9 protein-coding genes, 3 tRNA genes and 1 other RNA gene are annotated in these 12879 nt (G+C 62.2%); 4 read left to right on the top strand and 9 right to left on the bottom strand.

Annotation, left to right across the window (positions count from 1 at the left end; translation table 11 throughout):
* Positions 1 to 79: 79 nt before the first annotated feature.
* From E5E96_RS20195 to E5E96_RS20165, 7 genes are all read right to left on the bottom strand, one after another.
* Positions 80 to 1504 carry an FAD-dependent oxidoreductase gene (locus tag E5E96_RS20195; protein ID WP_171282967.1) on the bottom strand — a complete coding sequence of 475 codons (1425 nt, stop codon included), beginning with the start codon at positions 1502 to 1504 and terminating at the stop codon, positions 80 to 82.
* Between the two features lie 91 nt (positions 1505 to 1595).
* Positions 1596 to 2414, bottom strand: coding sequence for an FTR1 family protein (locus tag E5E96_RS20190; protein WP_171282966.1), 819 nt, complete (start codon positions 2412 to 2414; stop codon positions 1596 to 1598).
* A complete protein-coding gene (locus tag E5E96_RS20185) occupies positions 2414 to 5395 on the bottom strand; it encodes a YncE family protein (protein WP_171282965.1) in 2982 nt (993 codons plus the stop codon). The genes E5E96_RS20190 and E5E96_RS20185 overlap by 1 nt, the downstream gene beginning before the upstream one ends.
* A 4-nt stretch (positions 5396 to 5399) precedes the next feature.
* Positions 5400 to 5849 carry a hypothetical protein gene (locus tag E5E96_RS20180; protein WP_016351026.1) on the bottom strand — a complete coding sequence of 150 codons (450 nt, stop codon included), beginning with the start codon at positions 5847 to 5849 and terminating at the stop codon, positions 5400 to 5402.
* A 117-nt stretch (positions 5850 to 5966) separates the two neighbouring features.
* Entirely contained in the window at positions 5967 to 6452 is a 486-nt protein-coding gene (locus E5E96_RS20175) for a YqhA family protein (RefSeq protein WP_011706364.1), read from the bottom strand.
* A 143-nt stretch (positions 6453 to 6595) separates the two neighbouring features.
* Positions 6596 to 6671, bottom strand: a tRNA-Asn gene (locus tag E5E96_RS20170).
* A gap of 2 nt (positions 6672 to 6673) precedes the next feature.
* Positions 6674 to 6749 (bottom strand) — tRNA-Asn (locus E5E96_RS20165).
* Positions 6750 to 7243: 494 nt separating this feature from the next.
* Between E5E96_RS20165 and dauA the strand changes: the two genes are divergently transcribed.
* From dauA to E5E96_RS20150, 3 genes are all read left to right on the top strand, one after another.
* A complete protein-coding gene (dauA, locus tag E5E96_RS20160) occupies positions 7244 to 9040 on the top strand; it encodes a C4-dicarboxylic acid transporter DauA (RefSeq protein WP_171282964.1) in 1797 nt (598 codons plus the stop codon).
* Between the two features lie 183 nt (positions 9041 to 9223).
* Positions 9224 to 9311, top strand: a tRNA-Ser gene (locus E5E96_RS20155).
* 55 nt (positions 9312 to 9366) lie between these two features.
* Positions 9367 to 9495: non-coding RNA, RtT sRNA (locus tag E5E96_RS20150), on the top strand.
* A 330-nt stretch (positions 9496 to 9825) separates the two neighbouring features.
* On the opposite strand, the gene E5E96_RS20145 is transcribed toward E5E96_RS20150, so the two are convergent.
* Entirely contained in the window at positions 9826 to 10428 is a 603-nt protein-coding gene (locus tag E5E96_RS20145; RefSeq protein WP_171282963.1) for a helix-turn-helix domain-containing protein, read from the bottom strand.
* A gap of 43 nt (positions 10429 to 10471) precedes the next feature.
* On the opposite strand from E5E96_RS20145, the gene E5E96_RS20140 reads away from it, so the two are divergent.
* On the top strand, positions 10472 to 11167 hold the full coding sequence (locus E5E96_RS20140; protein ID WP_171282962.1) for a B3/4 domain-containing protein: 696 nt from the start codon (positions 10472 to 10474) through the stop codon (positions 11165 to 11167).
* A 145-nt stretch (positions 11168 to 11312) separates the two neighbouring features.
* On the opposite strand, the gene alr is transcribed toward E5E96_RS20140, so the two are convergent.
* Positions 11313 to 12425: an alanine racemase gene (gene alr / locus E5E96_RS20135; RefSeq protein WP_171282961.1), complete on the bottom strand. Its 1113-nt coding sequence runs from the start codon at positions 12423 to 12425 to the stop codon at positions 11313 to 11315.
* Between the last annotated feature and the right edge of the window lie 454 nt (positions 12426 to 12879).

Genomic DNA, 12879 nt, shown 5'->3' with positions numbered 1-12879 from the left:
GATCACGGTGTTTTCGTTGCGATGATTGAAGGTGTTGCGGCTTCTGTCCACCTCCCTCATTCACCACATTCAGGGGCCATCAGGCCACGCTCTGGGTCTCGATCACGGTATTTTCGTTGCGATGGTTGAAGATGGCGTGACGTCTGTCCACCCCGTCGATCACCATGTCGGCGGCCATCATCCCCATCTCCATGGCGGTGTCGGTGAAGATGTAGCGGAATGTCCCCTGACGGCCGGTCATGATGAGGTTGCCTATCGGCATCAGCGTCTTGATGGCGTCGTTGCGACGGGCCTGATAGCCGAGATCCATCAGCGGATAGGCGTACTCGCTGCGTGCTTCAAAAGTTTCATCGCCAAGCTTCTGGGTATCGACACCGAGGCTGGCTAGATCGGCGGTGACCCGACCGCGCAGATCAGCGAGCGGCGCCTGCCAGGTGGCATCTCCCGGGTTGCAGGGGATCTCCAGCATCACGGATGTTTGCCCCATTGGCGCCATAAAGGGGCTGCGGCGGCGCGGCTCCTGCAGGCGGGTAGCCAGGATATGGGGGTCGGAGAGGTACTGCCAGGTGTTGTCCGACAGGTTCTCCTGTTTGAGCGGCATATTGACGAAGCGAAGCGACCGGTAGTGCAGATCGCACGGCAAGCCCAGGTGCTGGCAGGTGAGCGGCAGTGGCAGGGTGGAGATCACCTGATCAAAGCGCTCGTTCTGCTCCACATTATCTTGTGACCAATAAACCCGTTCAATCCGGCCATCGGTTTGCTCGAGACGGGTGATGGTGGCGCCGGTTTTGAGCTCAACTCCCTCGGCAACCAGCCGCTCGCCCAGGGTGGTGAAGATCTGGCCGAAGCCGTACTTGGGGTAGCGGTACTTGCGGGCATAGGTGCGAACCGAAATGCTGCCGTTGCGCCTTGGCAGCAGGCGGCGCGCCACGTCTTTGAGGTCAATCAGGCTGATGCGCTGGCCGGCCCAGTCGGCGGAGAGCTGGTCCGGGTTGATGCCCCACAGCTTAGCCGTGTAGCCCTCGAAGAACTGGCGGTAGAGGGTGCGACCGAAGTGGCTCTGGATCCACTCGGCAAAGCTCGCCTTGGCAAAATCGGTGGGCTTCTTGGCAAAGGGCAACAGCAGCAAGTCTTTCACCGCCCCGGCCATCAGGGCGAGCGGCGCCGTCTTGAGCAGGTTGGGCAGGTTCAAGGGGTAGTCATAGGTGCGCCCGCCAAAGCGGATCACGCTCTTGCGCTCGGCGTGGAGCAGGTCGTCCCCCATCAGCTCGTCGATAAAGGCGAGCAGCTCGGGGTTCTTGGTGATAAAGCGGTGGCCGCCGTAGTCGAAGCGATACTCGCCGTCGCGCCCCTTGAAGGTCTGGGTGGCGCACATGCCGCCCACCACGCTCTCCTGCTCGAACAGGGTGACCGCAAAACCGGCCTGGCGCAGGCGCCAGGCGGCCATCAGACCGGCAGGGCCGGCGCCCAATACCGCAATGTGTTTTGTGTTGTTGTCGCTCATGACTCTGTTATCCGAAAAGCTGACCAAAAGAGAAGACGTTGAAAAGGCGGCCCCGCTGAGCCGCCTTGTCATCCGCTGCCGCGCTGGGCGATCAGCGCTGGGGACGATAGTTGCGATGCCAGACGGTGACGAAGATCACCAGGTAGCTGGCCCAGGTCAGCAACTGCAGGCCGGCTGGTGAGGCATTGTAGCCAAACAGGGCGCGCAGGAAGGTACCAAATACCCCCTGATCGTCGAGAATGTGACTGATGTTGAAGACAGGCTCGGTCCAGAAGGTGATGAGCCCGGCCGCTTGCAGCATGTTTACGGCGGACGACAGCAGCCCGGCGGCGATGATGATGATGAGCAGGCCGGTCCAGCGGAAGAAGGGGGCCAGCGCCACCTTGCGGGTGGAGCGCAGCAGCCCCCACACCAGCACCACCGACAGCAGCAGACCGCCCAGCGCCCCCATCAGCCCCTCATGCAGATCCACCCCTTGCCCGGAGTAGACCAGGGCCGAGAAGAACAGCACGGTTTCAAACCCTTCGCGCATTACCGCCAGGAAGGCGAGCAGCACCAGACCAAACAGGTTGCCGCCATCGATGGCGGCATCGATGCGCGCCGTCATGGCTCCCACCTGGGATTTGGCCTGCTTCTGCATCCAGACCGCCATGTAGGTGAGTACCAGAGTGGCGAAAATCAGGATCCCCGCCATCAGTAAATGGTTGTAGCGCTCGCTCTCGAACTGGCTCACCACCACCTGGAACAGGAAGGCGACGACGAGGGAGGCAAACAGACCCAGCCCCACCCCCAGATAGACGAACTTGTTGTAGCGGCTTGCCCCCAGCTTGGCGAGGTAGGAGAGGCAGATGCCGACCAGCAGGAAGGCTTCCAGCCCCTCGCGCAGGGTAATGAGAAAACTTGCAAACATCAGGATTGAGGCTCCGTAGCGGGCGTGACGGGGAGGGGCTGCAGGGTGAGTTGCAGCCGATTGAGTAGCACTATGGGTGGCTCCGGCAAGCTCGGCTCGGCGGCGCGCACCGCATCATTGACCCACTTGGGGTAGGTGCGGAAATTAAGTTTGATATCGGCCTTGAAGGGCCCCTTGGCATCCGCCGGCAGCGGCCAGGCTTCATCGCGCCAGCCATCGGCCGGAATGCGGGTGTCTTCCAAGAGCTTGGCGTAGCGCCAGAACTTGAGCCCCACCGGCTTGCCCTCGGCATCGCCGAACACTTTTCTAAATAGCCGCGCATCCTCAGGGACGGCGCCATCCACCGGCTGGCCGCTGGCAAGCACCCGCTTGCCGCTGGCGTCGGTGACGGTCAGCTCCAGCCAGAGTTCACGAAAATCGGCGACCCCGGTGGGCAGGGCGTGGCCGGCGCCGGTATTGGCGACCCGCACCACCAGCTGCGGGCTAGCGGCCCCCTGCTCGATGCGGGCCGAGAGGGTAGCGCTTGAGCGCAGCAGCGCCAGGCTCTCCTGCTCGAGCGTTGCACTCCTCAGCCCCACCAGCTGGTGCTGGGCGCCGGTAAAGTTGTGGCGATAAAGCCGTTCTTTCACGGTGCCGTTTTCGGTGGACTGGCCGGCCACCGGCGCGCCGCCGTTGCCCGGCTCCGGGTTCATGTGGCAGTCGATGCAGGTGCGCCGCTTGGCGGGATCCTCCGCCTTGGCGAAGCTGGAGTTCTCCCACTCGTCCCAGGTGTTGACGATGTTGGCGCCGGTGCCGGGGGCAAACTCGTTGTGGCACGACTTGCACAGGGCCGCGTCGCGGTAGAAGTCCTTCTGGTAGGAGGCCTTGTGCATGGCGGGGCGGGCGTTGATCTGCCGCTCCGCCAGCCAGTGCTGGAGGCTGCCACCGGCGGCATCCTCGAACACATAGCTCTCGCGGTCTTTCAGATTCACGGTAAAGGCGCTGTTGCCGCCAGCATCCTCGAGCCGGGTGATGCGATGGCAGAGCACGCAGCCGGTGCCTTCTTCCACCACCGGTTCGCCTGCTTTGTGGGCGGCGATCAGCGAGGCGCCACCCTGCTCGAACATGTGGGAGCCCTTGGGCAGATCCTGCTGGCCGTTCATCACCTGCTGGGGCATGTGGCAGCCCTGGCACCACTGGCCGAAGGCTTCGCCCTCGGTTTCGCGGGCCAGCGCCTGCACCACCTTGTAGTAGGGGTGGGAGTTGCCCATCAGCCGATGGTTGCTCTCGCTCCAGTCCTGGAACGCCTGTTGGTGGCAGTTCTGGCAGGAGGCGGAGTTGAGCCACTCCTTGGGATGAGTTGTCGGCGCCTTGGCGGGATCCGTGCGCGGGGCATCGAGCCTGAGCCAGTTGGCAAGATAGGGGAGGTTGCCATCGGCGGTGACGAAGGCGTGCAGATCCTCCATCATCGCTTTCACTTCCGGTTGTGGCTTGGCGGGGTCAACCGGCTCGGCGCCATCGCGGTTGTCATGGCCCATGCCGCCCTGAGTCTGTTGGGTCATGCGCAGGTATTCGCCGATAAAGTCCCCGGCCACCATGTTGGCGAGGTTGGCATGGCCGTTGATGGCGTTGTCGCCGCTCTGCTGGCGATGGGCCGCCATCAGATAGCGGTTGGTGAAGTTGAACCCGTCCAGATGGCAGGAGTTGCAGCTCATCCAGTTGTCCCCCGCCATGGGGAAGCGGCTGTTGGCGCCGTTGTTGCCGAGCGTGTTACCAAGATGGAACAGCCGCTCGCCGCGCTGAAGCGCCTCGGGGCGGGGATCCGTCTCCACCAGCTTGGCGAAGTGGGGCACATCCACGGTGACCCGGGCGAAGGGGCCGCTGCCGCCGGTGTTGAGGCGGGTAAGATCCTGCCCCATGACGTTGTGCACCAGGATGTGGTCGTTGTCTACAAACAAGTCCCGCGGATTCTGGCCCGGCAGGTGGCGAAGGAGCTGGGTCGCCTTGGCGCCGCCCTGGAACTTCTTGCGGCGGTGGCGGTTGCTGTTTTGCTTGCCGCTGCGCGACAGGTCGAACACCAGCAGATCCTCCGAGCCCGCCAGGGTCAGATAGACCCGCTTGCCATCGGCGGCGAAGCGCGCCGCGAACGGATTGGAGACGATCTGGCTGCGGTTGCCGACGCTGGGCAGGTTGATCTGCAAAAAGAGCTGCTTGCGCTCGTCCACCCGCTCTTTCTCTTCATCGAGATCGATGATGGAGACGGCCGGGAAGACGGTGCTCTGAAACTGGAAGGGGTGGTCGAAACTCCACAGCACGTGGGGCAGCCAGGCTTCGCTGCCATCGGGGGAGAGAGTGATGCCGTCCAGCAGGCGCGGCAAGCCCTGCGAGTCGCTTGGGGTGTCGCTGTGGGTCTCGGCCAACGTGATCAGGTGCGGTTTGGGCAGGGTGGTGCCTTTGGCTCCGCTCTCGAGCTTGCCGAGATCATAGATGGCGAGCTGGCCGGTCATGGCGAGGGTGAGCAGCAGGCGGTCATTGTCGGTCAATGCCAACCCGCGCGGGGTCTCGGCAGTGGCCACATCCAGCTGCAGCTTGCCCGCTGTGTCATAAGCCTGCAGGCGGCCAGCCTCGAACAGCGTGACCCAGAACCACTGCCGCTTGGGATCGAAGATGACCCCGTAGGGGCGATGGCCGGTGGGGATCGCCTTGTCCAGGGTGAGATCATCATCCAGCAGCAGCAGGCGATCGCCGCGATAGTCGGTGACCAGCAGGGTGCCGTCGTCTGCGCGGGCCAGCTGGCGCAGATCGCCACCTAGTTGTGCCTCTTTGAGTCGCTTGCCGCTATCGCGCTCAAGCAGGGTGACCGAGCCGGCGCTCTGGTTGGCGGTGACCAGGCGCGGGGCGTTCCCCTCGTCATAGGCAATCATGGCGGCGCCCATCTCCTGGGCCGAGGCGGTCCCCAGCAGCAGGGCGGTCAACATCAGGGATAACAACAACTTCAACATAAGATCAGGTGCGCCATTTCAAGATGGTCCAGCGCCAGGCGTGGCGCAGCACCAGGGGAGTCAACGCGAGCGCGCTCAGCCAGTGGGCCCAGCTGGCAAGGTTGCCCATGCCATCGCCCGGGGTGCCGTGCAGCACCAGCAGCAGCCCGCTGGCCAGACAGATCAGCAGCAAGGCTTCGATGATGCGGCCGGTGGTGCGCAAGAAAGGCTTGCGGCTTTTGCGCAGCAGGCTGCGATGGGAGAGCCAGAATGCGCCGAACAGCAAGGGGAACAGGGTGAGCGAGAGGGCGACGTGCAGGAACAGGTTCCAGCGTGCCAGCGACCAGAGCGGGGTCAGCGGTTCCCACAGCAGCAGGCCGGAGAAGAACATCAGATAGAGGGAGCCCTCGGCGGCCTGATGGTGATAGGCCAGCCACTGCCAGCAGTGTCGTGGTGAGAGGGAAAGGCTTGTCATAGGTGCTCCAACGCCCGGGCAGTGCAGCCCGGGGGAGCAAGTTTACAATGCAGGAAAGGTAATGAAAAGAGTTATCAATTCCGCTCTTGATGAATAAAGGCTGAATGAAAAACGGCGCTATTTGTGGTCCGCCAGCCGCTCGGTCACCGCGTAGATAAGCGCCGCGGTGGAGAAGGCGAGGAACACGATCACCGACCACTTCATCTCCACCTCGTTGCCGACCCCGTCATCCAGGAAGGCCTTGAGCACTTCAATCCCGGCGATGGTGACCAGGGAGTTGATGACGATGAGCTTGAGGGAGGCGAAGTTGATCTTGCTGAGCCAGTTGTTGCCGAGCGCCTCGCGCTGCTCCTGGGTCTGGATGAACTGCACATAGCCGCAGATGGAGACCAGTATCAGCATCTGGGCCACCAGCACGAAGTCCACCAGGGTGAGTACGCCGGTGATGAGATCCATGTAGTGAATGCCCACGATGTCGATGCACAGGGCATAAAGCAGCATGGCGAATTTCACCATCAGCAGGGCCACGCAGACCAGAATGCAGACATAGAAGGGGAACATCATCAACCGGCTGCCATTGAGCATGAAGTTGAAACGGCGCATGAAAACTCCTGAAGAGGGTGAGGTTGCGCTGATTATGGCGCGGATCCGCCATCGAGGGCATCCCTGTTTGCGCACAGAGGGCTGATGGCGGCAGAGCAAGGGGAAACGAAAAAAGCCCAGCCATAAGGCTGGGCTTTCGAATGTGGCTCCCTCGACAGGACTTGAACCTGTGACATACGGATTAACAGTCCGCCGTTCTACCGACTGAACTACGAGGGAATTGGCTCCTCCTACTGGACTTGAACCAGTGACATACGGATTAACAGTCCGCCGTTCTACCGACTGAACTAAGGAGGAATTGCCTGTCTCGTCGAGACGGTGCGGATATTAATGGCCCATCCGCCGGGTGTCAACCCGCGATCCGCTGCAAAAAGGGGATTTTGGCCCGTTTGCCCAAAACTTGGCCGCTGCGGACTATTTTCAGCACAATCAGCAGTTTGGCGTTGGCCCCTTGGGCTGAGTGAGACGGCTCAGTGGCATGAAGAGGGGATGGATGAGGATATGTCGATGCCCGGGATGGCATGGCGCGGGATAGGCAGCTGTCTTAGGGCCGAGCAATGGCAGATACAACAGAGGGGAGAGACAGGGCATGCATAAGGGCGGAATAAATTGGTTAGCAGGCGAAGTGAGTGTGCTGCGTAATGGTGAGAAAAGTGGTCGATATGCTGACAATAAACGCTAATTCTGCGTGGTAACGGCCATTCATTGATCCCGCCCATCGAAATATTTCATCGGCTGGGGTATGGTTGGCCAGGATACCATCGCCGTGTCGACAGCTCTGCCGGCCCTTGATGATGATCGGGCGCCGGTTCAATCCGGCCTTTATCTCCCTCTTCTGGTATTACGAATACATGCACAACCAAGCACCTTTGCAAAGCGTGAAGCTGGCCATTGCTTTACGCCAATCCTGTATTGACGAACCCTACAGCGTTCCCCGCTTCGGCCGCGACCTGATCGCCGGCATCACGGTCGGCATCATCGCCATTCCGCTGGCCATGGCGCTGGCCATCGCCAGTGGCGTGCCGCCGCAGCACGGTCTCTATACCGCCATCATCGCCGGCATCGTGATCGCCGTGACCGGTGGCTCCCGCTTCTCCATCTCGGGGCCGACCGCCGCCTTCGTGGTGATCCTCTATCCGGTAGCCCAGCAGTTCGGCGTGGGCGGCCTCTTGATGGCAACCCTGATCTCGGGCTTCTTTCTGGTGGCCATGGGGGTGGCCCGGCTCGGACGCCTCATCGAGTACATTCCGCCTTCGGTGACCTTGGGCTTCACCGGTGGTATTGCCATCGTGATTGCAACCCTGCAGATCAAGGACTTCTTCGGCCTGCACGTGGCCGAGATGCCGGAAACCTACCTCGGCAAGGTCGAGGCGCTGGCCCATGCCCTGCCCAGCTGGCAGTGGGGGGATACGCTGGTCGGGGTTGCGACCCTGGCGGTGCTGCTGCTCTGGCCACGCCTGCGGCTGCCGGTGCCAGGCCATCTGCCCGCCGTGCTGGTGGGGGTGGGTCTTGGCTTTGGCCTGCATCAGTTCGGGGTGGATGTGGCTACCATCGGCAGCAAGTTCAGCTATACCCTGGCCGACGGCAGTCAGGGCATGGGGATCCCGCCCATCGCGCCGACCCTGGTAATGCCCTGGGCTCTGCCGGGGCCGGATGGCTTGCCGGTGGAGTGGAACCTGGCCGCCATCGAGCGCCTGTTGCCCGCGGCCTTCTCCATGGCGATGTTGGGAGCCATCGAATCCTTGCTCTGCGCCGTGGTGCTGGACGGCATGACAGGTCGCAAGCACAGCTCCAACGCTGAGCTGGTGGGGCAGGGGCTTGGCAACATAGTCGCCCCCTTCTTCGGCGGCATCACCGCCACCGCCGCCATTGCCCGCTCCGCCGCCAACGTGCGGGCCGGGGCTACCTCTCCCATCTCCGGCATCGTGCATGCGCTGGTGGTGCTGGCGGCCATTCTGGTGCTGGCGCCCTGGCTCTCCTGGCTGCCGCTCTCGGCCATGGCGGCCCTGCTGCTCATCGTCGCCTGGAACATGAGCGAGGCGCACAAGGTGGTGGAGCTGATCCGCCGTGCCCCCAAATCCGACGTGCTAGTGCTGCTGGTCTGTCTGTCGCTGACCGTGATCTTCGACATGGTCATCGCCATCACCTTCGGGGTGATCCTCGCCTCCCTGCTGTTCATGCGTGAGATTGCCAAGATGACCAAGCTGCACGATCTGGCGGATCACAAGCGCTATGCCCATGAGGTGCCGGAGCAGGCGCTGCTCTACAAGATCAACGGTCCGCTGTTCTTTGCGGCGGCCGAGCGGGTGTTCGGCGAGCTGGTAGCCCAGGTCAAAGGCCACAAACTGCTGGTACTGCAGATGGAGGCGGTCTCCATCCTGGACGCGGGCGGGCTCTCCGCCTTCCTGCAGTTTGAAAAGCAGATGGCCAAGGCGGGGGTGCAACTGAGGGTGGCCGAGTTGCAGTTCCAGCCGCTCAAGACCCTGGCGCGCGCCAAGGTGCGTCCGGTGCCCGGTCAGCTGGAGTTTTACGGCTCGCTGGAAGAGGCGCTCAAAGGCGAGCACTTGCACGAAGCGACTGGAAATTGATGGAAAGGGATACGAAACGGCATGTTTTTAGTCACTTGGTTCGGATAATGAGCAAACGAACGCAAAAAGTGAAAAATTGCATTGACCGCATGCCGTCGTATCCCGTACATTACGCCCCGTTCCAGCGCAACAGCGCAGCGAACATCGTGCTGGCTGAGCACGTTAAACAGCAGACCAAAATTTGGTGAGGTGTCCGAGTGGCTGAAGGAGCACGCCTGGAAAGTGTGTATACGGCAACGTATCGAGGGTTCGAATCCCTCCCTCACCGCCAAATTACAAAAAACCGACCTGATGGTCGGTTTTTTGCTTTGGGGAAAGGATTATCAGCTCATGTCGAAGAGGGAGGGTAAGAACCCTCGCCGGGTTCGAGCAGAGCAGCTTGCTGCGATGAACGGCCGCAGGCCGCCCCGAAGGGGTGAGCCACGCAGTGGCGAATCATCCCTCCCTCACCGCCAAATAAAGTAAAAGGGCCTGTCGCAAGACAGGCCCTTTTACTTTATCCGGTGACGGGCGGCCCGGTTCGAGCCCTGGTTCGACAGGTGGGCAGGATAGTCCATCTGGATGTCCAGAGGCCGCCCGCAGGGCGAGCGCCAGGGATGGCGCGAGTCAATCCCGACCCATCGCCCATATTGAAGAACCGACCTGATGGTCGGTTTTTTGTTTTGGGCGCAGCCATATCCGAGCTCGCCACCAATTGGCAAAGGCCCCGTCGTAAGATGGGGCCTTTTTGTTTATCAGAAGGCGTGTTTAACAGGATATGGTTTGTCACCTCGCAGCGGCCAGCCTCAGCCGTGTGGTTCCACTACCGTCATGGTAAAGCGCAGCACGCTGCCGCCTGCGTTGCGATAGGCGTGGGGCAGGTCGGTGCGAGCCACGGCCGAACAACCCTGAGTGACGGCAAGCTCGCTCTCTCCCAACTGCAGTTGCAGGGTACCCTGCTCAACGTGAAACAGTTCCACCGTGCCGGGCGGGTGACCGTCAGAGTCAAACTGCTCGCCGGGGTACAGCTGCCAATGCCACAGCTCTATCATGTCCGGTCCCCGGGTACCGGCCAGCAGGCGGGCCGAGCCGCCGAGCGGGCCCTGCCACAGGGTCGGGATGGCTTGCGGCTCGATCAGGTGCACCGTCGGGGTACAGGCCACGTCGACGATATCGGCAACCGATACCCCGAGCGCGGCGGCCAGCTTGCACAGGATGGCGATGCTGGGGTTGGCCGCCCCCTTTTCGACTTCTACCAGCATCCCCTTGCTCACCCCGGCCCGGCGCGAGAGCTCATCGAGCGACAGCCGGCCCTGTTGTCTGTACTCCTTGAGCCGGCGGGAGACGGCGGCGGTGACATGCTCCACGTCGGCGCCGGCATCGGTCGTTATATTGACTCTCTTGGTCATCGGTCATTATCATGAAATAAAATAGTCGATATAAGGATATTCCATGAGATCGGTACAACCGTCAATCGATCCCGCGCTGGCGACGCTGGCTCCGGGATTTCGGGCTATCAGCATTACCCTGCAGACCGACGAGATCGTCAATCCGGCCATCGCCGTCGATGAGCTGGCACAGGCCAGCCAGCGGGTTCTGCACGACCCCGCACCCTGGACCGAGGCGCATCTGGCCGCCTGGGCCGCGGTATTCAAGGGGTTTGGGGCCAAGCCCCAGCGTACTCCCTGTTCGGCGGATGCCCTGCGCAAGCGGGTGCTGCGTGATGGTGCCCTGCCGAGCATCGATCCCGTGGTGGATCTCTACAACGCCATCAGCCTCGCCTACGCCCTTCCGGTCGGCGGGGAAAACCTGGCCGCCTATGTCGGGACACCCCGGCTGGTCATTGCCGATGGCAGCGAAGCCTTTGACACCATGAAAGAGGGGGCGCCAGCGCAGGAGTGCCCGGAGGCGGGCGAGGTGATCTGGCGCGACGATCTGGGCGTTACCTGCCGGCGCTGGAACTGGCGTCAGGGGGTGAGAACGCGTCTGGATAGCGATGCCAGACAGATGTGGTTCATTCTGGAGAGCCTGCCCGAGATGCCGCTGGCGGCGTTGCAGGAGGCCGCTGCCAGGCTGGTGGACGGGCTGCGGCGCATGATGCCTGACGCCGGCATCGAGCAGAGCCTGGTCGGCTTCGATCTTCCTTGAACCGGGCCGCAGGGGCGCCCTTCATCCCAACGCTGGGAGGAAGGACGCCCCCGCCGTGGTATTGCAGCTCCCGCCATGAGGAGCGGCCAACTTATTGCCTGATGACGGCATAACAGGGCCCACATCGCAGGCCCGTACTCGCTGCTCAGGCCAGCTTCAAGAGTGGCATCTGTTCGCGCTTGTCGCAGTGCGTGAGATGAACCCGGCTGGTCAGGCGGGTCAGCAGCTCGTAGGGGATGGTGCCTATCTTTTCGGCCACCTGTTCCACCGGCAGCCCTTCCCCCCACAGCGTTACTTCGTCTCCTACCTTGTCGCTGGCCGCCGGCCCCAGATCGACGGTGATCATGTCCATGGAAACCCGACCCACGATGGGTACCCGGCGGCCATTGATCAGCATGGGGGTCCCTTCGGGCGCCATGCGGGGATAACCATCCCCGTAGCCCGCCGCCACCACGCCGAGGGTGGTATTTCGATCCGCCACCCAGTGCCCCCCATAGCCGACCGCTTCGCCCTGCGCGCAGGCGCGGGTGGCGATGAGCTGGCTCTTGAGGGTCATGACCGGACGCAGATCATGGTCGGCGGCGAGCTGACCGGCAAACGGGGAGGCGCCGTAGAGCATGAGGCCGGGCCGGATCCAGTCGCTGCGCGATGCCGGCCAGGCGAGGATGCCGGCGGAGTTGGCCATGGCCCGCTCGCCCGGCAGATGGGCAGAGAGGCGGTTGAACTCCTCGATCTGCAGCCGGGTGGCCTGGGTATCCTGTTCATCGGACTGGCTGAAGTGCGTCATCAGATGGAACGGCTGCACCACGTTGCGACAATGGCTCAGCCGCTCGATGAAGGCGGGCAGCTCCAGGGCGCGCAGCCCGAGCCGGTTCATCCCGGTATCGAGCTTGAGCCACACCTTGATGGGGGCGGGCAGACTGGCCTGCTCGATCAGTGCCAGCTGCTCCCAGGTATGCAAGGTGGTTTGCAGTTCGTGTTTCACCAGCAGCGGCAATGCCTCGGCACTGAAGAAGCCTCCCAGCACCAGAATGGGCTTGGTGATGGCGTTGGCGCGCAGCACCAGCGCCTCCTCGACCCTGGCCACCGCATAGGCATCGGCCTGGGCGAGTGCATGGGCCACCGGCAGCAGCCCGTGGCCATAGGCATTGGCCTTGAGTACCGCGATGATCTTGCTGTGGGGGGCATGGCGGCGCACCACGGCGAAATTGTGCTGGAGTGCATCGATATCGATGCTGGCCGTAACTGTGTTCATCATGGGGTCGGGTGTCTGCTCGATGAGAAGTTGGCTGCTGGTTTCAATCCTGATCCGGTGATCCTGGCTGCCGCGATGAGCAAACGGGGGGCCACTGAATCATGTTGTTTTATATGCTTTAAAATGTAAAAAGATGTTATCAGTTGTTTTTTGGTTGGTAAATTGTGTGGCGAATGGGAATGTGGAAATGCGCAAAATACGGGATATTCCTCTGTGTAAATTTGCCTGCCAACGCTTTCTCTGGCTCCCTATGACCCAGTATTTATCACTGGTTTTGTCCCTCCAAACGGGAGGGGCATGAGGCTGTTTTGGACTGTTTTTGATGGATGTTTGAGTGAATGCCGTGCTGATGTCGGTATTCCTGCGCCGGACCGTCGTGAGCCCGTGGCAAGGAGGCGGGGTAAAGATGGGAGCTTGATGGAAAGGTGAAGGAGATAGACCCGCTCGGCCCATGACC

The sequence above is a fragment of the Aeromonas sp. 1805 genome (assembly GCF_013085525.1).
Classification (GTDB): domain Bacteria; phylum Pseudomonadota; class Gammaproteobacteria; order Enterobacterales; family Aeromonadaceae; genus Aeromonas; species Aeromonas hydrophila.
This window is presented reverse-complemented; position numbering and strand designations above follow the sequence as displayed.